Raw genomic sequence first — 22,619 nt, 5'->3', positions numbered from 1 at the left:
ACCTCTTTCTATTCATGTCAGCCCCCATACATCTATGAGGTGAAGGATATGGAATTAGTAGAAATTAGACAAGAGCTTGAAAATATGGCTAGCAGGCTAGCTGATTTTAGGGGGTCTCTTTGACCTAGAAACAAAAGAAGTCAAAATCGCAGAGCTTGAAGCGACGATGTCAGAGGCTGATTTTTGGAACGATCAGCAAAAGGCTCAAGGGGTAATCAATGAAGCCAATGCACTAAAGGATTCTGTGAACTCCTATCATGAACTCAGTGAATCGCATGAAGAACTACAAATGACACATGACTTATTAAAGGAAGATTATGACGAGGAGCTTCATGCAGAGCTTGAAAAAGAGCTGAAGAACTTAACGAAGCAGTTTAATGAATTTGAGCTACAGCTTCTTTTAAGCGAACCTTATGATAAAAACAATGCCATTCTTGAGCTTCACCCAGGTGCAGGTGGTACTGAATCACAGGACTGGGGATCGATGCTCCTCAGAATGTATACCCGCTGGGCAGAGCGCAGAGGCTTTAAGGTCGAAACACTTGATTACCTTCCTGGTGATGAAGCGGGAATTAAGTCTGTGACATTACTGATTAAAGGACATAACGCTTACGGTTACTTAAAAGCAGAAAAAGGTGTTCATCGTTTAGTCCGTATTTCTCCATTTGATTCATCTGGCCGTAGACACACCTCTTTCGTTTCCTGTGATGTCATGCCAGAATTTAATGAAGAAATTGATATCGATATTCGTACAGAGGATATTAAGGTGGATACGTATCGTGCAAGTGGTGCAGGGGGTCAGCACGTCAATACGACGGACTCTGCGGTTCGTATCACACACATCCCAACAAATGTCGTCGTGACGTGCCAAACGGAAAGATCCCAAATCAAAAACAGAGAACGTGCAATGAAAATGCTGAAATCTAAGCTTTATCAAAAACGGATCGAAGAACAGCAGGCGGAATTGGATGAAATTAGAGGAGAACAGAAAGAAATTGGCTGGGGAAGCCAAATTCGCTCGTATGTTTTCCACCCATATTCTCTTGTGAAAGACCATCGTACCAACACGGAGATGGGAAATGTTCAAGCGGTGATGGATGGAGATTTAGATTCCTTTATCGATGCGTATTTACGTTCAAAATTATCATAAAAACTCGGCTTCTTGCCGGGTTTTTTTAATTGTGAGAAAATATAATGAATATAAAGGAATACATATGCCATACTGACTCTATATCCTTTGTATGATGAAATTAGCAATTAAAGGGGGAAATAATTTGGGATTAAAACCATTACAAGAGACGTGGGATTTAGATGCCTTTTTTAAAGGAGGCAGTTCTTCACCAGAATTTAAGACATACCTGCAAAACATTCAGCAGCTATTAGATGAGTTACGACAAAAGGTAGATGCCTTTTCAAAAGAAGATACACAAATTGAAAAAAAGTTAACAGCTGTCCTTGAAACGTATGAAATCACATATAAAAAACTAGCGCAAGCAGGTTCATTTGTATCCTGTCTACAATCTCAAAATACAAAGGATATGAAGGCGGGCAGTCTCCGAGGGTCTATTGCCAAGCTGGAAGCTGAATTAGGAACCATTTTAGCAGGGTTTGATCAATCACTTGCTGAGATTCCTACTAGCCAGTGGGAAGAATTAATGGATTCAGCCGCTTTTTCAGATGTTCGTTACATATTAAATGAACGAAGAGAACATGTGAAAGATCAGCTGCCTGTTGAACAGGAAACACTCATTCAAAAACTAGCAGTAGATGGGTATCATGCGTGGGATGAACTTTATTCTAGCTTGGTGAACAAAATTACCATTCCATTTGAGCAAAATGGTGAAACACAAATGATCTCTGTAGGCCAAGCAGAAAATGCGATGGATGATTCAGATCGTGAAGTAAGAAAAGCCGTGTATCATAATTTAGAACATGCATGGACACAGGATGAACATTTGTTTGCAAGCACACTCAATCATCTCGCTGGTTTTCGTCTACAAGTATATGAAGCAAGAGGATGGGATCATATATTAAAAGAGCCCCTTGATATTTGCCGGATGAAACAAGAGACGCTCGATACAATGTGGTCTGTCATTGATGAACATAAACAGCCATTCATTGATTATTTACAACGTAAAGCTGACATGCTTGGGGTTGATAAACTAAGCTGGTTTGATGTGGGAGCGCCTATTGGAAGTGAGACAAAAACCTATTCTTATCAAGACGCAGCCGCTTTTATTATCAAGCATTTCGCAGGGTTTGGAAAAGAGCTTGCTGCTTTTACTGAAAAAGCTTTTAATGAACGCTGGGTAGAAGCTGAGAATCGCCCAAACAAACGAGTGGGCGGTTTCTGTACGAATTTCCCTGATAGCGGAGAATCACGTATTTTTATGACTTTCTCAGGGACTCCATCCAATGTAGCGACACTAGCACATGAGCTTGGTCATTCGTTCCATCAGGAAGTCATGCAGGATGTTCGGATGTTAAATCGTAAATATGCGATGAATGTAGCTGAAACTGCGTCGACATTCGCAGAAATGATTGTGGCAGATGCTTCATTAAAAGAGGCGGCCAATGAAGAAGAGCGTCTCAGTTTGTTAGAGGATAAGCTGCAGCGCAGTGTGGCATTCTTTATGAATATTCAATCACGCTTCTTATTTGAACAACGCTTTTATGAAGAGCGCAAACAAGGAGAAGTGCCAGCTGACCGCTTGAATGAGTTGATGGTAGAAGCACAGAAGGAAGCCTTTGGCGACTCTTTAGATGAATACCATCCGCATTTCTGGGCGTCTAAACTGCATTTCCATATTACAGGTGTCCCGTTTTATAACTTCCCTTACACCTTCGGGTACATGTTCTCTCTAGGTATTTACGCGAAAGCATTGCAGGCTGGGGCATCATTTGAAGAGAAATATATTGCGCTATTAAAAGATACAGCGTCAATGACTGTAGAAGATTTGGCATATAAGCACCTAGGTGTCGACCTGACTCAAAAAGCATTTTGGGAAGAGGCCATTTCACTGGCCGTGGCAGATGCTGAAGAGTTTTTAGAAGCGACGAAGGCATAAAAAATGAAAAGCTCCCATTACGGGAGCTTCAGCGTGTAGACAAACCCTCGCATTCGTTGTCAGTCCTGCGCTTCGGTGCTCACGAATGTCAAATTCGCTCCGCGCCGATGCTCGTCCTTCCTAGACTGCAAAGGTTTTCTATCACGCTGAAAAGAAGACAAAGGGCTAAAATCAAGTTCATTTTAGCCCTTTGTCAACAATCTGGCAGCTCCCATTACGGGAGCTTTTTTGCTGGTTTTACCCATTCCAGCATCGTCTGAACGATGTCTTTTTGTTGCGTGAGGACTGGAATGTCTGCAGGCTGATCCCCTTTTTGTTTGCCATACATCCCAAATTGAGCATGATTACCGCCTTTTATCTCATGATACACCGTTTGAGAAGGCAGTTGCTTTTTCGATTTTTTGATTTTTTCTCGTGTTGCGAGACCATCTTTTTCGCCTGAAATAGATAATACTTGCAAGGAAGCCTGTTTCAAATCATCTGATGCAGGATAGGAGGCAAGGAAAAAGAGGCCGTCCAGCTTGCTTTGATTTTTCTCTGCATACATAGCAGCAGCTGTTCCGCCTAGCGAATGTCCGCCAATGCACCAATGCTTGATGGCCGGATGACTTTTGAGGATATCGTCTGCTTTCTTCGTATTAAATATTGCGAAGGAAAATGGCATGTCTGGGATAAAGACCGAATAGCCTTTCTTCATCAGCGCATTCCCAAGATAGGCATACGCAAGAGGTTCAACTTTTGCCCCAGGATAGAGAATGATGCCAGTATCGCTTTTCGATGCTTCAAATGAATATACCCCGTTTTTATGATCGACCTGCTCAATGTTCATCTGCTTTTTTAACGCTTCCGATGGTCCATATGTAAAGCGGCTCCATGTATAGAAAGCACCAAAAGCTAAGATGATGAGTGCAAGTAATGTAATACCGGTGATCTTCAGTATTTTCTTCATCGTATGTCCCTTCTTTCTCATGTACATATTAAATATACCATCATTTACTCTTCTGCCAAACGGCAAGTACGCTGATCCGGCTGTGTGATAAAGTATTAATCCATTAGCACTGCATTTGGCTGTTATTTACAATCCGAATGAGAGGGCTTAAAATAGGTGTGCATTCAGAAGTAACGGAGGAAGAAAGAAATGAAGCAGGAACATTCTCAATTTTGGATTGAAGTGAAAAATTATTTACTCATTTTAATAGGATCAGCTATCGTAGCGGTTGGCTTTAATACGTTATTATTACCAAATCAGATTGCTGCTGGCGGTGTGAGCGGAATCAGTACCATTATGCAATCATTCGGCTTTGAAGCTGCATATGTTCAATGGGGTCTCAATATTCCGCTCTTTATTGCAGGCTTTTATTTATTAGGTGGAACATTTGGGGTAAAAACGCTCGTTGGTTCTGTTTTTTTACCTTTAATGGTGTTCTTAACAAGACACATTGCTCCTGTCACCCATGAAGCACTGCTCGCCGCAATATTTGGCGGTGTAGTGATTGGGATCGGAATTGGGCTCGTTTTCCTCGGCAATGGTTCAACGGGAGGAACGGCACTTGCGGCCAAAATCATCAATAAATATACAGGGCTGACGTTAGGTACTTGTTTAGCGATGATGGACGGTTTGATTGTTTTGGCGGCCATGACTGTTTTTGGGATTGAAGAAGGACTGTACGCTGTGATCGGAGTGTTCATTTCTAGTAAGACGATTGATGTCGTGCAGGCTGGCTTTAGTCACTCGAAGATGGCCATGATTATTACGGGTCATGAGGATGAGGTCAGACAGGCGGTGTTTGATCAAATTGATCGTGGTGTAACGAAGATTTCAGCAGTAGGTGGGTACACCGACCATGACCGGCCTATTTTAATGTGTGTTGTAGGGCAGTCACAATTCACAAAGTTGAAACAAGTGGTAAAAGCGATCGATGCATCAGCGTTTGTCATCGTCATGGATGCAAAAGAGGTGCTTGGTGAGGGTTTTAAAAGGGCGTAAACAAGGATATAATAACGTTGACCAAATGATTGTAAGGGAGGGAAATACATGAAAAAGAGCGGATTAACGCTTCTTTTTGTCGCTATGCTTTTTGTACTTGCGGCCTGTGTAGGAAATTCAAGCAGCAGTGACAAAGAAGGCAGTAAAAGTGCTTCAAATGTGAGCAGTGGTGAAGAGATTTATCAACAAAACTGTATTGGCTGTCATGGAAAAGACTTATCTGGCGGAGGCGGCCCAAGCCTGAAAGAAGTCGGGAAGAAATATAATGAAAGCCAAATTGCAGATATTGCCCAGAACGGTAAAGGATCTATGCCAAGCGGAATGGTAGATGAAAAACAAGCAAAAGAAGTCGCCAAGTGGCTTGCAGAGAAAAAATAAAACCTTTGTCTAATCGACAAGGTTTTTTTATTTTCTATTTGTAGAAAAAGACTTTTGGATAGTATGAAAACGTATTATATTAAATTTTATTTAAAAAATAAGGGTAAAAAGACACGTTTTTCGGTTTTTGTTGCTCTATTTACCTTTTATTTATAAGTTTTGAAATATAAATGTAATACCATTGCGTCGATTCATGACGTATAATTGGAGTTGTTGAAATTTAGACGATTCAATTTTTTCATCTTTTTGGATGAAAAGGACATAAATTGCTTGTGCGTATCGAATGGTATGTGCGTGACCATACATAACGTTTTTTGACGAGAAGTGTCAGAACATCATGATAAGCTGTTTGACAGCGAATAAGAAAAGATTAGGTGATTACATGATTGAAATGAAGGAAGTCTATAAGATCTATCCTAATGGCGTAAAGGCGATCAATGGAATCAATGTCTCTATCCATCCAGGAGAGTTTGTGTATGTTGTTGGTCCCAGTGGCGCTGGTAAATCCACGTTCATTAAAATGATGTATCGTGAAGAGAAACCAACAAAAGGGAAAATCTTAATTAATAACAAAGATTTAGGCTCGATGAAGGAAAAAGAAATTCCTTATGTGAGAAGAGAAATTGGCGTAGTATTCCAAGATTTCAAACTACTTCCAAGTCTTACGGTCTTTGAGAACGTGGCATTTGCTCTTGAAGTCATTGGTGAACAGCCAAGTATTATTAAGAAAAAAGTGCTTGAGGTACTTGATTTGGTGCAATTAAAGCACAAAGCTCGTCAATTTCCAGATCAGCTTTCCGGCGGTGAACAGCAGCGTGTATCGATCGCTCGTTCGATCGTCAATCATCCTGAGGTTGTCATTGCAGACGAACCGACAGGAAACCTTGATCCAGATACTTCATGGGAAATCATGAAGACACTCGAAGAGATTAATAACCGCGGAACAACAGTCGTCATGGCGACACACAACAAAGAGATTGTAAACAGCATGAAGAAACGCGTCATCGCGATCGAAGATGGAATGATTGTGCGTGACGAAGCAAGAGGGGAGTACGGAATTTATGATTAAAACTCTCTCGCGGCATTTACGTGAGAGCTTCCGTTCACTTGGAAGAAACACGTGGATGACATTTGCATCAATTAGTGCGGTCACTGTCACATTGATTTTAGTTGGGGTTTTTCTTGTTATTATGCTCAACTTGAATAACATGGCATCGAACGCTGAGAAAGAAGTAGAAGTAAAAGTTCTCATCGATTTAACTGCGAATCAAAAGCAGCAGGATGAATTAAAAGCAGAAATTGAGAAGATTCCTGAAATCAGTGATGTGAAATACTCATCCAAGGATGATGAACTAAAAGCACTGATTAAAAGCTTTGGTGAAAATGGACAATCTATGGGATTGGTTGATCAAGAAAATCCATTGAATGATGCGTTTATTGTGAAAACAACAGATCCCCACGATACACCAAAAGTAGCGAAGAAATTAGAAAACCTAAAAGGGACGTATAAAGTCACTTATGGAAAAGAAGAGGTCAGCCGACTCTTTAATGTTGTCGGAGTGGCGCGTAATGTCGGCATCGCACTTATTATTGGGCTTTTATTTACAGCGATGTTCTTGATTTCCAATACGATCAAAATTACGATTTTTGCTAGACGTAAAGAAATTGAGATTATGAAACTAGTAGGTGCAACGAACTGGTTTATCCGCTGGCCGTTCTTCATCGAAGGATTACTACTTGGTGTATTTGGCTCGATTATACCAATCGCTGTATTGCTTGGCACGTATCAATATGCTGTCGGCTGGGTGGCACCAAGGGTACAAGGTTCATTTATTTCAATGCTTCCATACAATCCGTTTGTCTATCAAGTATCACTGATCCTTCTATTGATCGGTGCCATTATCGGTGTGTGGGGAAGTTTAACGTCCATCCGTAAATTCTTGAAAGTATAAATCTATTTATATTGATGGCAGCACTCGAAGATTCTATAGAAGATGTGACCGGTTGATCCAATTCATCCGGTCGACTCTTCATGCAGGCAGTTGTCATGGGAGGGGAATATCGTTTTGAAAAGAAAGCTGATGATGGCTGGAATGGCAGCGTTTATTGGAACAACGTGGCTATACATTCCAGGGAACGAAAATCGTGCATTCGCATACGAAGACCTAGATCAAAAACGTCAACAAATTGAAGAGAAAACATCGAAGACTGAATCAACCTTGAAGAAAAAGAAATCAGAACTGGCAAAGCTTGAAAAGAAAGAATCAAAGCTCAAGCAAGAAATTGAAAAAATTGACCAAAAAGTAAGTGCCGCAACTGAAAAAGTCGCTGAAAAAGAAAAAGAGGTCAAACAGACGAAACAAGAGATCAAAAAACTAAAAAAAGAGATTGAAGTCATCAACGAGCGAATTGAAAAGAGAAAAGCGATTTTCAAAGATCGAATTCGTTCTATGCAAAAAAGTGGCGGTACAATCAACTATTTAGATGTGCTGCTAGGTGCTCGTAGCTTTAGTGATTTTGTCAGTCGTGTGGGAGCTGTTACAACCATCGTCGAAGCAGATAAAGACATGATTACAGAACACGAAAATGATTTGGAGCTAGTAGAGCAAAAAGAAGCAGAGCTAAATAAACAGCTAAGTGGACTTGAAACATCTTTGAAAGAGCTTGAAACGTTGAAAAAGGACCTATCTAAACAGCAAAAAGAAAAAGGAAAAGTCCTTGGTCATGTAACGGAAGAAAAAGAACATGCACATGATGAACTAGGAAAGCTTGAAAATGAACAAGAAATTTTAGCGAATCAAAAAGCGGCGGTAAAGTCTGAAGAGGCACGCCGTCAAAAAGAAGAAGCGAAGAAAGCAGAACAAGCAGCTGCTGAAAAAAATGCACCTGCACCAAGTGGAGGATCTGATCAAGTGTCAGATACACCAACAAGTAGCTCAGGTTTCATTAAACCAGCTGCAGGCCGTTTCTCATCAGGCTTTGGCGGACGTTCTGGCGGACAGCATTACGGATTAGATATCGCTGCAAAAGGCACTGTATCTGTCGTTGCAGCCGCATCTGGAACAGTCACGAACTCAAGCTACTCGTCGAGTTATGGGAACGTGGTGTTCATTACACATAACATCAATGGCCAAACGTATCAAACGGTATACGCTCATCTTTCAACAAGAAGTGTGTCAACAGGTCAAAGAGTCGAGCAAGGTCAATTCCTTGGATATATGGGCAACACAGGTCAGTCTTATGGCCAGCATCTTCATTTTGAAATTCATAAAGGATTATGGAATGGCGCGAAATCAAATGCAGTCAATCCAGCGCAATATATCCGCTGACAAAAAGCCGATAACAGCATGTTATCGGCTTTTTTCATGTAGATGAAATTAAAATAACAGCAGTAATCCGGCAATAATAGGTGTTAAAAGCACAGCGGATTTTAAGAGAGGTTTCGGCGCAAGGCGTGTAAATTTTGCCCCAATAAAAGCTCCTAATACGGTACCGATTAAGATCTGAACGAGCAGGATAAAGTCAACATAGCCTTCTGAAATATAACCAATTCCACCGCCAATAGAGATTGGAATAATCACTAGCATCGTTGTGCCAACAGCTTGTCTAATAGACAGCTTCAGCAAAATCAAAAGCCCCACTTGAATAAATGGTGCTGATCCGATACCGAACATCCCTGAAAGCATCCCTGATACAAGGCCTAATATAATGCCCCTGATCAGCAATTGGCGTGAAGAAAGCGGCTGCTGCTCAGCATCTTCTTTTAGGACAAACAATTTGATCATCATAAAAACAGCAGATAAAAAGAGCATACCAGCTGTTAAATAGTGCAGGCTATCCTCTGGAATAAAAGGAGCCACTTTTGCTCCGGCAAATGATGCAATACAAGCTAGTGCACCGACAATCAAACCTGATTTGAGCTGGATATTTCCTTCCCGGTAGTGGCTGTATGCACCAGATAAAGTCGTAAATGCCATAGCAGCTAAAGATGTCCCAAGTGCAGTATGGATTGGTACATCAAAGATTAACGTCAGCAATGCGATGACAAAACCAGCCCCGCCAGCTCCTACAAACCCTAGTAAAATTCCTAATAAAAGCATCGTCAATATAATATACATAGCGAAGACTCCTTCTCGATCGTAACAAAATAAAAATTACACCTAATGAAATGATTAGTCAAGCCTCCTTAGGAGAATGTCTTTACATGAAATCCCTTCTTCTGGCATATAATAACTCAGGTCATCAGGAAGAGTTGAAGAAGGAGGCCAAATATGAAAAAACAAATCGCATCCATCATGGCAAGTGTCATTCTCATCATCAGTGCAGGGGTTGTGACGCATAAAGAGGCGACTCAGGCGGAGTCACCGAAAGCGGCTGCTGCAGTGGCTGGACAAGCTCAATCAAGTGATCGAGCGAAGGAAAACGGAATGGAGAAAATTGAGAAAGCCTATGACCTCATTTCGAATGAATATGTAGAGGAAGTGGATCGTCAAAAGCTGCTTGAAGGTGCCATTCAAGGAATGCTTTCAACCTTAAATGATCCGTATTCAGTATACATGGACAAGCAAACCGCAAAGCAATTTTCGGATTCACTTGATTCCTCATTTGAAGGAATTGGGGCAGAAGTTGGAATGGATGAAGGAAAGATTATCATTGTCTCTGCCTTTAAAAAATCCCCTGCGGCAAAGGCGGGTCTGAAACCGAAAGATGAAATCATCAGCATTGACGGTGAGTCGATGAAAGAAAAAAGCCTAAACGATGCTGTACTGAAAATAAGAGGAAAAAAAGGAACGTCTGTCGCCTTGAAAATCAGACGAAATGGAATTGAAAAAGAGCTAACATTCCATATCAAACGAGAAGAAATCCCGCTTGAAACCGTAACGGCTTCAATGAAAGAGGTCAATGGTCATAAAACAGGCTATATTGCGATCTCTAGCTTCTCTGAAGATACGGCGAAGGATTTCACGGCAAGCTTGAATAAGCTCGAGAAAAAGGGCATGGAAGGCCTTGTGCTGGACGTGAGAGGAAATCCTGGCGGCTATCTACAAAGTGTGGAAGACATTTTAAAACATTTTATCACAAAGGATCAGCCATATATTCAAATTGCAGAACGGAATGGCGATCGAAAACGATATTTTTCAAAACGAAAAGAACAAAAACCATACCCAATCAATGTCTTAATTGATAAAGGAAGTGCATCTGCTTCTGAAATTCTGGCTGGTGCCATGAAAGAAGCAGGGAAGTATGAAGTGGTAGGTGACGTTTCCTTTGGTAAAGGGACTGTGCAGCAGGCGGTACCAATGGGAGATGGAAGTAACATTAAATTAACGCTGTATAAGTGGCTGACACCGAAAGGGAATTGGATTCACAAAAAAGGCGTTGTGCCGACCATTGCGATTCATCAACCAGATTACTTCACCGTTGGCCCGCTCCAGCTGAAAGAACCGCTTCAGCTTGATATGAACAATGAAGAAGTCAGACAAGCACAGACATTGTTAAAAGGGTTATCATTTGACCCTGGCAGAGTAGATGGATATTTTGACGAAGAAACGAAAAAGGCTGTACTCGCATTTCAAAGCACATACAATCTCGAAAAATCAGGCGTGATTGATTTAAAGACAGCGAAAATGATGAACAAGATGGTAGATGAAGTGAAATCTTATGAAAAGAATGATCTTCAGCTGCAAACTGCACTAAAAGCACTATATCTCAAAAAATAAAGAGGCGAATAAATGCCTCTTTTTTTTGGTTCATAAGTGTTACGAACATGTAATAATTTATTCTTAAAAATATATTATATCGAGAAATATATTCATTTATTTTACAAAAAACATAACATTCCTTCGAATTTACCCGATAACATATTTATATAAGAGACTTTCTGTTGATTTAAACATGTCATGAAAATGAAACTTTTGAAAGTTGTATGTTACATAAATAATTCTTACAATAAAAAGTAGCACTCATTTTAAATATTTTATTTTTTGCGGATATTCAGCTTAAGCATTGAGCTGTACCGAGGTTTGCGCTTTTCTTAAAAGAACTAGTAAATGGGGGTACACAATTGAAAAGGGCAAGTATTGTGAGAGAGAAAAAATATTACGAGTTGGTAGAGGAGCTTAAGAGTCGTACGAAAGATGTGACGTTTTCGGCTACAAAGGCATTAAGTCTACTCATGCTGTTAAGCAGGTACTTGGTCAATTACACAACGGTAGAATCAGTCGACGAGATCGATGAAGACTGTGCTGAGATATACTTCAATTATTTAATGGATAATCATAAGAGACTTGGTATAAACTTAACCGACATCAAGAGGTCCATGCAGCTTCTCGGCGGCATACTAGATGTAGATGTAAATCACTATTTAAAAGATTTTTCACTGTCGAATGTCACACTTTGGATGAATCAGGAGAAATAAACCTGATGTCAAGCATCGATTTATTTGATAGAATAAGAGAAAATGCTTGACTTGGGCGGTGAACGATAATGAGCTCGGAGTGGATGGGAGCCGGATTAAAAGCGGTCGGTCTGTTTTTAATCCATCCTCTTTTTTATTTTATGATATTAATCAGCCTATTATATGGCTACATCCGCGTAAAGCGGGAGAGAAAAGCGTTTCAAACAAGAATAGAAGATGTTTACGATGAACTGAAATTTACATATTCAAAGGGATGGGTTCCAGGAATTTGTCTATCGATCATATCTGTAGGCTTAGGGATTTCCCTTCCGCCTGGATTCATCGTGCTGATTGCAGCGATGACCATCGTTTTCTCTTTATTCTTTAAGGCGAGTGCGCTTTCGTCTGCATACACACTCGGTTTCAGTTTTATTGCGGCATTTGGACTGATGTCTGTTCAAGTGAGCCATTCTTGGCTGCCGCAGCTTTCAATGATGAATGCATCAGCCGTTGTGATCCTGTTAGGGCTACTGTTAATGACCGAAGGCATCTTAGCCTATCGAACGGCGCATTTACGTACATCGCCTGCAATGGTGATGAGTGCGAGAGGACTTTTGATCGGCCAGCAGCGAGCGAACCGTCTGTGGCTTCTACCACTTGTTTTGCTGATGCCGGCAGGTGAATGGACTTCTTCTCTGCCATGGTGGCCTGTGCTTCAAGTGCACGATCAAAGCTTTTCATTTATTGTGATCCCGTACATCATCGGCTTTGGCCAGCGTATTCAAGGATCGCTGCCAATTGTGAGTATTCAAATTACGTCACGACGTATTATGATGCTCGGTCTAGCTGTTGCTGCAGTAGGTGCGGCAAGTATTTGGTTTGAGCCGATTGCGTGGGGAGCTGTTGTTCTAGCGATTGCAGGAAGAGCCTTTTTATCATGGAAGCAGAGGGTGAATGACAACGCTGCACCATTCTTTTTCTCTAAGCGGAATCAAGGGCTTATGGTGCTTGGTATCATTCCGAATACCCCTGCGGCTGATTTAAAGCTTGAGATCGGAGAAATGATTACAAAGGTCAATGGAATCGAGATCAAAACCGTTTCAGAATTTTATGAAGCACTACAAACCAACCGTGCTCTGACAAAGCTCGAGATCATTGGTCTCAATGGTCAGACAAGATTTGAGAAACGCGCCTCTTACGAAGGGGAGCATCACCAGCTTGGTATCTTGTTTGTGAAGGACGATCCACAGCAAGAGCCAACGGCGATTTCATCTTAAAAAAAGCTGCTAGAGATGGCAGCTTTTTTCTTTTGGGCGCGTTTCTCTCCCATAGGATTCGCCCCATTCACGCATGGCAAAGATAATGGGCTTTAACGTATTTCCAAGAGAAGTCAGTGAATACTCGACACGAGGAGGAACTTCCTCATAGACTTCACGGTGAACAATCCCGTCTTGTTCAAGTTCTCGTAATTGCAACGTCAGGACACGCTGCGAAATTCTTGGCAGAAGCCGGCGTATTTCGTTGTAACGCTTTGGACCGCAAGTCAAATGATAAAGGATGACGCCTTTCCATTTCCCTCCGATGACATTTGTAGTGATAGACACGGGACAGCCATGATTCACAATACTGACTGGATTGGATGGTGCACTCATCTCAACATTCCTTTCTTAAACGAAAATGGTCATAAACGAACATGTTTGTACCTAACGAACAAAAATGTGCGTACTTGAATCAATGGAAGTTTTTCTTTTACCATAGAGATAGACATCACACATTCGGGTTGTTTGTTTTCCTATCATAACAATTTCTATGAGGGAATGGAAAGAAATTGGATTGTGGGAACACACCTGTTCATTAGAAAGGATGAATAACATGCGAGACAAAGAGCTATTAAAAAAAGAAATCATTGAGGCGTATGAATTCCGTCATGCGACAAAAGAGTTTGACCCAGCGAAAAAGATTCCAGAGGATGATTTTGCATTTATTTTAGAAACAGGAAGACTTTCTCCAAGCTCTGTAGGGTTTGAGCCTTGGAAGTTCCTCGTTGTTCAAAATGAAGCATTTAGAGAAAAATTAAAAGAGTATACATGGGGGGCGCAAAAGCAGCTTCCAACTGCCAGCCATTTTGTGATCATCTTGGCAAGAACAGATGCCCGCTATGATTCAGCATATGCAGAATACATCAACAAGCAAATCAAAGGAATGACAGACGAAACGTTTGAAATGGTCAAGGGGCGCTACAGAGAATTTCAAGAGAACGATCTTCATCTACTAGAAAATGACCGTACATTATTTGATTGGGCTTCAAAACAAACGTATATTGCCTTAGGTAACATGATGACAGCTGCGGCACAGATCGGCATTGATTCATGCCCAGTTGAAGGATTTAGCTACGATCACATCCATCGTATCTTAGAAGAAGAAGGGTTACTGGAGGATGGTCAATACGACATCTCTGTCATGGCAGCCTTTGGTTATCGTGTCACTGAGCCAAAACGCGGCAAAACACGTCGCCCGATGGATGAAGTAGCTGTTTGGATTCGTTAATCGCTGTTTGTCTGAAAAAGGCTGTTGACAATTGCGTGGTTAGTCAGTATATTTAAAAAATAAAATCTTTGACGAATATACAAATTTGACTATAAACGCTTTGACTTGAGAATAGTAAATGAACATCCGTTTTTTAAGAGAGCTGCGGGTCGGTGCAACGCAGTAAAACGAATCATTGAACTCGCTCAAAGAGCGGTAAGACTGAATGAATAGTAAGTCTTTACGTGTGACCTCCGTTATCGGGTTTTAAGTTGGATTCAGCCATGGCTGAATTAATAAGAGTGGTAACGCGGTTGCAAGGTCAGTCGTCTCTTCCAGGAGATGGCTGGCCTTTTTATATGCTTTTATCTCATATTTGTCTGAAGATTCAAATTTAAAGGAGCTATAGAAAATGGAAAAGGAACATGTGCAGTTAAAACGAACAATGACATCAAGGCATATTATGATGCTTGCGCTTGGCGGTGCCATCGGTGCTGGTCTGTTTAAAGGAAGCAGTTCTGCCATTGATATTGCGGGTCCTGCTGTCATTTTGGCATACATGATTGGTGGTCTTATTTTATTATTTATTATGCAAGGACTTGCCGAAATGACCGTTGCACGACCTGGAGCAAGAACATTTCGTGACTTGATTGAACCTGTGTTAGGAAAGTACCCGGCCTATTTCTTAGACTGGATCTATTGGAAGATGTGGGTGCTGAACATTGCAGCAGAAGCGATTGTGTCGGCCATCTTTATTCAGTACTGGTTCCCACAAGTGCCAATCTGGATGCTTGTGTTAATCATTTCACTTGTAGTCACAATCATTAATGTTTGCTCAGTCAAAATGTTTGCTGAGACAGAGTATTGGTTAGCTTCTATTAAAATTGCTGTCATCATCTTATTTATTATCATTGGATTTACCATGCTATTTGTCTCATTCGGACAGCATGCAGCACCTGGTTTGTCTAACTTAACGGATCACGGTGGATTTTTCCCAAATGGTACTGGCGGATTAATTGCAGCAATGCTGGTTGTCGTGTATTCATATGGTGGGACGGAGATGATTGGGGTCACTTTAGCAGAAACAAAAAAACCTGAAAAAGTCATACCAAAGGCCATTCAAAGTACGTTTGTACGCATCATCGGTTTTTATGTACTGCCGTTCTTTATCATTGTCAGCTTAATCCCTTGGAATCAAGTAAACAATGAGCAAGTAAGTCCATTTGTGACAGTGTTTGCAACGATCGGAGTACCGTATGCCAGTGACATCATGAACGGCATTATCTTACTAGCGATTTTGTCTTCTATGAACTCTGGCTTGTATGCTTCATCACGGGTGCTTTATACACAGGCAATGGATGGCCGTGTATGGAAAGGATTCTCCAAGCTGTCAAAACAGCAGGTGCCTGTTCGAGCCATCCTTGTATGTACATCTACTTTGTATGCAGCTGTATTGATTTCTCTTTTTGTAGGAAGTCAAACGTTTAATTACTTGATGGGCTCTTTAAGTTACACAGTTCTATTCATCTGGTTTATCATTGCCGTCGGTCATTTGAAATCTCGAAGCATCGCACAGCCAGGCGGATATCGCGTGAAGCTGTATCCTTTCACAACGTGGTTTTCCGTTATTGCGATCATGGCCATTTTTGTCGGCGTTGTATTCAATACACCAATTGTTCAAACGCTGGTCACAATGGGCATTTATTTAATCATTACACTTTCTTTCTTTATTAACAGAAAACGGTTTGAAACAGCCGTCTAATTTATTAAAAAGCGTGCAGGACCTTCTGAAGGGTCTCGCACGCTTTTTTTAATGCTGTTTATATTGCTTGAAATGGACAGGGGATTGAACGGGATGTGGCTTTGCCTGAAGGCCATAGCTCTCCCTGACGATATAAAGCGGCCGGTCCTTGGCTTCATCGTAGATTCGGCCGATATACTCTCCGATCATGCCTAACATAAAGAGGATGATCCCGCTAAAGAATAGCTGAATGACAATTAATGAACTCCAGCCGGTGATGGTGCTGTTAGTAAAAAGCTTTAAATATAAGACAAGAAACATCGAAATGAAGCCAATAGCTGAAAGGACAATGCCTGCCACGCTGGCCAGCTTTAAAGGTTTGTAAGAAAAAGATGTGATCCCATCCATCGAGAGCTTGAGCATCTTTTTGAGAGGGTACTTTGTTTCTCCTGCCAACCGCTCATCCCGAACATATTCTACCGCAATCTGTTTGAAGCCAACCCAGCTCACTAATCCGCGGACAAATGGGTTTTTCTCGCGTATTTTTCTCATTTCATGACACACTTTACGATCCATCAATCTAAAGTCGCCGGTGTCAATAGGAATATCTACTTCGGTGATTTGACGTAGCACTCGGTAGAAAAGGGAAGCCGTGTACTTTTTGAAAGCTGTTTCGCCTTTTCGTTGCGTGCGGACCGCGTATACGACCTCATAGCCTTCCTTCCATTTTTCAATCATGTCTAAAATCAATTCAGGTGGATCTTGTAAATCCGCATCAATCACTACGACAGCTTCTCCCTTTGCATAATCCATTCCCGCTGTAATGGCAATTTGATGCCCAAAGTTACGAGAAAAATCAATAAGTCTCACATGCGGATCAGTCTGGCAGTACCCTTTAATCAGTTCAGCTGTTCGATCCATACTGCCGTCATTGACGAAGAGAAGCTCATATGCTTCTCCCGTCGAATCCATGACGGTCTTGAGGCGCTGATACGATTCATGGATCACAAGTTCTTCATTATACACTGGGACTACAACAGAGTATTGTATGTTCTTTTCCATCAGTCATCGTTCCTCCCTTTTAATAGATGAATTAATCAACGGATAGTTCATAAAGAGTACCGCTCTCCATTCCGCCCATTCGTCCATTTGACTGATCATTTTGTTCGGATTGTTGGCTGCCTGTTTGCTGGTTCGTTTTGGATGTAGAGCTATTCTGCCATTTAGAAGCAGTTACTTCTTTGCCATTTTTTTGAATCCAAGTAAGAATGTCAGAGCTGCCGCCTCTCATACCAGAAAGATAGAAGTATTTGATTTTGCCGTCTTTAACGAGCTGTTTGAATTCATTAAGCGTGAGAATGTTATCAGATCCACTAAATCCACCTAATGCCATAACAGCTTTTCCTGTTTTAATAATGTAAGGCGAAGCAGTGGTTGCATCTGTTGTCCCGAATAGGAATTCTTCTCCCGTATTGTTTTTCTCAAGATAGCTGATCAGCTTTTCATTGACTTGTGAACTCATGCTGCCACTTGAAGTTGCAAGCTGAGGACCAGCCTCTGGCAGCATACTGTTTCCTCCGTAAAGAAGAGGTGTGCTTGCCCAGTATAGTGGTGCGATCAGCATCCCAAGGATGGCAATGAGAGACATGAATTGTTTTAGTTTTTCTTTCCCTTTTATCAAGAGTAGAGAAAGGGTGGTTCCAACACCAATGATACCGACTGCAATGCTTAGTCCAAGACCGATCGTGCTTGTAAAAGTGGATAGGATAAAGATTTCAAATGCGGTTGTGACGAATATCGCAATTGGCAGTAGCCATTTTTTAAAGCCAGTTCCCGTTTGAAACAATTGAGTCATAGAAACCCATCCGGCTCCTGCTAAGACAGCAATTGGCGGTGCCAGCATGATTAAATAATAGTGATGGAAAAATCCAGCTACACTGAAGAATGCAGCAACAGGTATAAGCCAAGCTAACCAAAATAGTGTTTCTTTTTGTTTTGTATTGAGGCGTCTTCTTTCAAAGGCTGTCGAGAAGAAGATACCATTCGCACCGAAGAGCGCAAATGGAAGCAGCCAGCTGATTTGATCGGACAGTTCAGATTGGAACAGACGTAATGGCCCTTTTGTTCCTGTTCCAAACATGCCAGAACCATTTCCCATTTTTCCGCCCCCGCCATTTGGCGGTCCATCACCATTACCGCCTGAAGGCATATCAGGTGGTGTTGTGCCGTTTGCATTGCTTGGTGGTCCTTGCATTGAAGGCTGTTCCTGACTGGATGATTGGTTTGAATTGTCTGAGTTGTTTTGAGTTCCATTTGATGGCGGCTGAGGCATGGTGGATGAATCATTGTCATTTTGCTGATCACCCTGCTGTGAAGGTGGCTGTCCCTCACCTTGATTTGTGCCGCCTCCGCCAGACTGTTGACCAGTCAACCGCTGCAGACCATTGTAACCAAAGGCTAATTCTAGTGCTGAGTTCGATTGACTTGATCCCATATAAGGACGATTGTCTTTGGAAGTGAGATCAACCGCTATAGACCATGAAGCAGATACACCTAAAAGAACAATCATTGAAATCATCAGCGATAACAACTTTTTCTTCCATGTCGTTCGATAGGCAATGATGTAAAACAGGACGAGAGCCGGTACAATCATATACGCTTGTAGCATTTTTGTATTAAAACCGACACCGATCATTGCAAAAGAAGCAATCGCCCAAAGCACTTTCTGCTGTTTCACAGCCTTGAACATCATGGCTGTTGCGAGTAAAAGAATAAAGACGAGTAAGCTGTCAATGTTATTTGTACGAGATACAGCAACTGCGATTGGTGTACACGCCATAATGAGTGCTGACAGTCTTGCTGCAGCCTGGCCAAATGTAGGTTTGACTAGGCGGTAGATTAAATAAACAGATCCAATGCCAGCTAAAGCTTGGGGTAAGATCACACTCCAGCCATGCAGGCCGAAAATTTTGGCACTGATCGTTTGCAGCCAGAAGGCGAGCGGTGGTTTATCCACCGTGACATAACCTGAGGGATCGAACGAAGCAAAGAAGAAATTATGCCAGCTTTGCATCATACTTGTGACCGCCGCTGTATAATAAGCGTTCACCGTATCGTCGTTCCAAATGTTATAAATGTTTAAAATGGCAGATAAAATCAATATGAAAAATAAATAAAGATCAAATTTCTGAAAGCGTCTAATCAAAAGCTTGTCACTCCTTTTTCTTAACTTGAAAAAAGTGTAACAAGCAAATATGAATAAAATGTTAATAAAAAAAGGCCAATTCTTTATTTTTCTGTTGAATAAAAACAGCTCTAGAAAAGAGCTGTTTTGTTTAAGATGTCATCTTATTTTATGAGGAGACAGGCGGAGTTTCAGTGCTCTCTGCACTTGGTAATTGTATAACAGCGGTCGTACCTAGGCCTTGTTCAGATTGAAGAACGAACGTGCCACGATGTTTTTTTATAATTTGATAAACAATGGCTAGTCCAAGACCAGAGCCGCCATCTTTTCTTGTGCGGGCTTTATTCACTCGATAAAAACGCTCAGAAACATGAGGGAGATCTCCTTTTGGAATTCCGCTGCCTTCATCTGTGATTCTCAATTCAGCAGTTTGTTGGTGAACGAATAATTCAATCGAAATCGATTTTCCTGATGGCGTGTAATGGATGGCATTGTCCAATAAATTACGAACGACTTGCTCAAGTCGATCGCTATCACCATAAATAATACAATCTTCTTCGAGTTCTCGGTTGAACGAGATTCCCTTTTGACTAGTAATGAATGTCATTTGATCAAGAACATCATGAATAAGCTGCGCAAAGACGATTGGTTCCATCGTTAGTGGGTAAGATTCCCCCTCTAACTGTGCGAGATCAAGAAGGTCATGGACGAGCCGGCTTAATCGTGTGGATTCGTCTTGAATAATCTGCATGCCTTTCTTTTGATCAATAATGCCTTCTTCAATTCCTTCAGCATAGCCTTTCATATAACTTAAAGGCGTTCTCAGTTCGTGGGAGACATTGGCAAGGAACTCTCTGCGATGTTGTTCAACTTTTTCTAAGGTAGAGGACAGTTTATTAAAGGAACGGCTCAGCTGATTTAACTCATCCCCTTTTTTGGTCACAGCCATGCGTTTTGAAAAATCACCAGATTCCATTTCCATTGCAATTTCTTTCATTTGATTGATCGTCCTTACGACTTTATTAGAACTTTTATATCCAATAAAGAAAATCAAAAGCAGGATAATTAAAATAGAGATGCCAAGCGTTAATCGAATTTGAACAAACGGTTCATACACATCAGATAAAGGCATAGAGAGGAAAATGGTTCCTGATAAATCATTTTTGTTTGAGAACACAGGGATGGCAATCCCGAGAATATCTTGATGAAACTGGGGGTGTTCTCTAATTAACACAACTGTTTTCCCCTGAAGAAGCTTTTGGCGTTCTTTAAACGTAATGAGGTTATCGTTTGTATTCGTATCAAAAGGAATACCGCTTGAAAGCTCCATAGGATCATCAGTAAAAATAACACTTGCCTGACTTGAGTCATTTGCCCACTTCATTCTGTCAGTAAAATATGTGTCTTTCCCGTGTTTGTGATAGATTTCTGCCAGTTTCTTTCCTTGTAAACTTAAAGAGTCAATCTGTTTATCTATATATAAGTGCTGGTATAAGTAATAAGTCAGGGCAAGAGCTGAGGCAGCAACGATGCCTATAACTGAAAGGATTAAGAAAAGCACTTTCCTTTTAATAGATAATGGCTTCATTTGTCCTCCTCAAACTTATAGCCGACACCCCAAACGGTTTTAATATAACGTTCCGCTTCCTTTAATTTCAGTCTTAGTGTTTTAATATGTGTATCGACTGTTCTTAAAGAGCCACTAGGTGAGTGTGATTCCCACAATTTTTGATAGAGCTGTTCACGGGAAAAGACTTGGCCTTGATTGAGAAGAAGAAACATAAGTAAATCAAATTCTCTTCTTGTTAAATTGATGGGCTTTTGCTTGAGATAGACTTGTCTGCCGTCTTGATCGATCTCCAAGTCACCAATCATGATTCGACTGCGCTTTAAAGAAAGACCTCTAATTCGTCTTAATGTCGTTTCAATTCTAGCTGCAAGCTCACGTAGACTAAAAGGCTTCATGATGTAGTCGTCTGCTCCAATTTCCAGCCCCTTAATGCGATCCTCTTCATAACTTCTAGCTGTTAAAAATAAAATGGGGATTTGGGAGGTTTGCCTGATGCGCTGGCAGACTTCGAATCCATCCATATCTGGCATCATAATATCCAATACAACAAGGTCAATGGCCTCTTTTTCAAGCTGATGTAAGGCGCCCGTGCCATTATTTGCAGTTATCACGTGAAAGCCTTGTCTCTGCAAAAAGGATCCGATTAACTCAAGCATATCTAATTCATCATCTACTATTAAAATATTCATCTGTTCTTTCATTTCTTTTCCTCCAACATGATAGCATAAGGTCCTGCTGGGATGTTCAGTCGGTTCTTCAACATGAATGTATGTTTGTCGATGACGGATACTGAATTGTCATCTAAGTTACTGACATATATAGATGAGGAATCAGCAGTGATATAATTCGGATTTTGACCGGTCTCAACAGAGGAAAGCAGTTTGTTTTTCTCGGTATTTACTTTATATAGTGTATGGTCTCCATGACATAATACATATAAAGTAGAAGAGTTTTTTTCTGGAAAAAATGCGACTGGCATAACACCTAGTTTGATTTCTCGCTGTTTTTTACCTGTTTTAGGGTCGTAAGCAAAAATGCTCTTATTTAATGTGCCCGGTTTACCGTGTCCTCCAACCCAAATGGAATGCCCATCAAAATGAATGCCAGATGGCCGTTCTAGGACGGAAATCGTTCGTATCTTTTTTTTCTTTTCAATATCAATGACTGAAACAGAATGACTTTTTGCATTTAAAACAAACAACGTTCCTGAAGAAGACAACGCCATAGAAGAGGGTAATGTCCCGGTCTTCACAGTTGCTTTTATTTTCTTGTGCACTGTATCGATAAAATAAACGACATTTTTCTCTGAATCGGTCACAAGTAAAGTGTTGGTCTCCGCATCATACGCAAGTGAAGTCAGACCTTTATTCACATCCATATAGTCCGCTGCTGTTCCTTTTTTTAAATTGATTTCTATAAGAGATTGTCCTTCCTTACTTGATGCAATGATCACATCTTTGTTGATGTGAACAAGATCAGTGAGAGGATGTTTTAAATCAACGGAAGAGACAATTTTATTTTTTTGTAAATCAACGATTGAAAAGGAGGCTTTTTTTAGTTGAGAAATGACAGCAATTGATTGAGAGCTGCCAGGTGGCGTAAATTGCTGGTCTTTTCCGCAGCCTGCTAGGAAAAATAGTAGAGCTGACAAGCATATTAAAAAATATTTCACTCGTTTCATCCTTCTGCTCCTTTGGTGCTCTATTTTCAAAAAGCATAACATAAAAATTGTGAAAAAAAATCGAAGTTATGAATGCTGGAAGATATG

General features: G+C 41.0%; 20 protein-coding genes and 1 other annotated feature. Of the genes, 12 read left to right on the top strand and 8 right to left on the bottom strand.

Features of this window, described 5'->3' with window-relative positions:
* Positions 1-48 precede the first annotated feature (48 nt).
* A protein-coding gene (prfB, locus tag FBF75_RS07305; protein ID WP_096881918.1) for a peptide chain release factor 2 occupies positions 49-1,150 on the top strand; the annotation gives its coding sequence in 2 pieces (ribosomal slippage) (positions 49-120 and positions 122-1,150; 1,101 coding nt in all).
* Between the two features lie 124 nt (positions 1,151-1,274).
* Positions 1,275-3,068 carry a M3 family oligoendopeptidase gene (locus FBF75_RS07300; RefSeq protein WP_017368134.1) on the top strand — a complete coding sequence of 598 codons (1,794 nt, stop codon included), beginning with the start codon at positions 1,275-1,277 and terminating at the stop codon, positions 3,066-3,068.
* A gap of 214 nt (positions 3,069-3,282) precedes the next feature.
* On the opposite strand, the gene FBF75_RS07295 is transcribed toward FBF75_RS07300, so the two are convergent.
* Positions 3,283-4,017, bottom strand: a complete 735-nt coding sequence (locus tag FBF75_RS07295; RefSeq protein ID WP_136944585.1) for an alpha/beta family hydrolase — start codon at positions 4,015-4,017, stop codon at positions 3,283-3,285.
* Positions 4,018-4,206: 189 nt separating this feature from the next.
* Here FBF75_RS07295 and FBF75_RS07290 point away from each other — a divergent pair, with 189 nt between their 5' ends.
* The 5 genes from FBF75_RS07290 to FBF75_RS07270 all read left to right on the top strand — a co-directional run bounded on the left by FBF75_RS07290 (position 4,207) and on the right by FBF75_RS07270 (position 8,762).
* Entirely contained in the window at positions 4,207-5,055 is an 849-nt protein-coding gene (locus tag FBF75_RS07290) for a YitT family protein (protein WP_017368132.1), read from the top strand.
* A gap of 48 nt (positions 5,056-5,103) precedes the next feature.
* A complete protein-coding gene (gene cccB / locus FBF75_RS07285) occupies positions 5,104-5,433 on the top strand; it encodes a cytochrome c551 (RefSeq protein ID WP_136944584.1) in 330 nt (109 codons plus the stop codon).
* A gap of 382 nt (positions 5,434-5,815) precedes the next feature.
* Positions 5,816-6,502, top strand: coding sequence for a cell division ATP-binding protein FtsE (gene ftsE / locus FBF75_RS07280; RefSeq protein WP_008348229.1), 687 nt, complete (start codon positions 5,816-5,818; stop codon positions 6,500-6,502).
* Positions 6,495-7,385, top strand: a complete 891-nt coding sequence (gene ftsX / locus FBF75_RS07275; RefSeq protein ID WP_024719915.1) for a permease-like cell division protein FtsX — start codon at positions 6,495-6,497, stop codon at positions 7,383-7,385. Before ftsE ends, ftsX begins: the two co-directional genes overlap by 8 nt.
* A gap of 114 nt (positions 7,386-7,499) precedes the next feature.
* Positions 7,500-8,762: a murein hydrolase activator EnvC family protein gene (locus tag FBF75_RS07270; RefSeq protein WP_046344577.1), complete on the top strand. Its 1,263-nt coding sequence runs from the start codon at positions 7,500-7,502 to the stop codon at positions 8,760-8,762.
* 48 nt (positions 8,763-8,810) lie between these two features.
* Here the strand turns inward: FBF75_RS07270 and FBF75_RS07265 are convergent, their stop codons facing one another.
* The gene (locus FBF75_RS07265) at positions 8,811-9,551 is read right to left on the bottom strand and encodes a sulfite exporter TauE/SafE family protein (protein WP_017368130.1); all 741 of its coding nucleotides are present in this window, start codon (positions 9,549-9,551) and stop codon (positions 8,811-8,813) included.
* Positions 9,552-9,704: 153 nt separating this feature from the next.
* Between FBF75_RS07265 and ctpB the strand changes: the two genes are divergently transcribed.
* The 3 genes from ctpB (at position 9,705) to FBF75_RS07250 (ending at position 13,107) form a co-directional block, all read left to right on the top strand.
* Positions 9,705-11,153 (top strand): carboxy-terminal processing protease CtpB, encoded by a 1,449-nt coding sequence (gene ctpB / locus FBF75_RS07260; protein ID WP_072367409.1) that lies wholly within the window; start codon positions 9,705-9,707, stop codon positions 11,151-11,153.
* Positions 11,154-11,497: 344 nt separating this feature from the next.
* Positions 11,498-11,851: a swarming motility protein SwrAA gene (locus FBF75_RS07255; RefSeq protein WP_007500014.1), complete on the top strand. Its 354-nt coding sequence runs from the start codon at positions 11,498-11,500 to the stop codon at positions 11,849-11,851.
* Between the two features lie 68 nt (positions 11,852-11,919).
* Positions 11,920-13,107: a PDZ domain-containing protein gene (locus FBF75_RS07250; RefSeq protein ID WP_240688361.1), complete on the top strand. Its 1,188-nt coding sequence runs from the start codon at positions 11,920-11,922 to the stop codon at positions 13,105-13,107.
* A 9-nt stretch (positions 13,108-13,116) separates the two neighbouring features.
* Here the strand turns inward: FBF75_RS07250 and FBF75_RS07245 are convergent, their stop codons facing one another.
* Positions 13,117-13,482: a winged helix-turn-helix transcriptional regulator gene (locus FBF75_RS07245; RefSeq protein ID WP_017357877.1), complete on the bottom strand. Its 366-nt coding sequence runs from the start codon at positions 13,480-13,482 to the stop codon at positions 13,117-13,119.
* 220 nt (positions 13,483-13,702) lie between these two features.
* Between FBF75_RS07245 and FBF75_RS07240 the strand changes: the two genes are divergently transcribed.
* Together FBF75_RS07240 and FBF75_RS07235 are read left to right on the top strand one after the other, a co-directional pair.
* Positions 13,703-14,377 (top strand): NAD(P)H-dependent oxidoreductase, encoded by a 675-nt coding sequence (locus tag FBF75_RS07240; RefSeq protein WP_045033987.1) that lies wholly within the window; start codon positions 13,703-13,705, stop codon positions 14,375-14,377.
* Positions 14,378-14,468: 91 nt separating this feature from the next.
* Positions 14,469-14,693 (top strand) — a binding site (T-box leader).
* A gap of 75 nt (positions 14,694-14,768) precedes the next feature.
* Positions 14,769-16,118 (top strand): amino acid permease, encoded by a 1,350-nt coding sequence (locus FBF75_RS07235; protein WP_136944583.1) that lies wholly within the window; start codon positions 14,769-14,771, stop codon positions 16,116-16,118.
* 48 nt (positions 16,119-16,166) lie between these two features.
* Here FBF75_RS07235 and FBF75_RS07230 read toward each other — a convergent pair whose 3' ends face one another.
* From FBF75_RS07230 to FBF75_RS07210, 5 genes are all read right to left on the bottom strand, one after another.
* Positions 16,167-17,159, bottom strand: a complete 993-nt coding sequence (locus tag FBF75_RS07230) for a glycosyltransferase family 2 protein (RefSeq protein WP_008348213.1) — start codon at positions 17,157-17,159, stop codon at positions 16,167-16,169.
* Between the two features lie 31 nt (positions 17,160-17,190).
* Positions 17,191-19,302: an ArnT family glycosyltransferase gene (locus tag FBF75_RS07225; protein ID WP_136944582.1), complete on the bottom strand. Its 2,112-nt coding sequence runs from the start codon at positions 19,300-19,302 to the stop codon at positions 17,191-17,193.
* Between the two features lie 148 nt (positions 19,303-19,450).
* Complete coding sequence (locus tag FBF75_RS07220) at positions 19,451-20,869, bottom strand: HAMP domain-containing sensor histidine kinase (RefSeq protein WP_046526817.1); 1,419 nt, start codon at positions 20,867-20,869, stop codon at positions 19,451-19,453.
* The gene (locus FBF75_RS07215) at positions 20,866-21,552 is read right to left on the bottom strand and encodes a response regulator transcription factor (protein ID WP_024719907.1); all 687 of its coding nucleotides are present in this window, start codon (positions 21,550-21,552) and stop codon (positions 20,866-20,868) included. Before FBF75_RS07215 ends, FBF75_RS07220 begins: the two co-directional genes overlap by 4 nt.
* Complete coding sequence (locus tag FBF75_RS07210; RefSeq protein ID WP_019743412.1) at positions 21,549-22,532, bottom strand: YncE family protein; 984 nt, start codon at positions 22,530-22,532, stop codon at positions 21,549-21,551. The genes FBF75_RS07215 and FBF75_RS07210 overlap by 4 nt, the downstream gene beginning before the upstream one ends.
* Between the last annotated feature and the right edge of the window lie 87 nt (positions 22,533-22,619).

This window comes from Bacillus sp. S2(2019), from assembly GCF_005144805.1.
In the GTDB taxonomy this organism is placed as follows: Bacteria; Bacillota; Bacilli; order Bacillales; family Bacillaceae; genus Bacillus; species Bacillus altitudinis.
The sequence above is the reverse complement of the archived record's forward strand: the minus strand, read 5'-3'. Positions and strand labels throughout refer to the sequence as shown.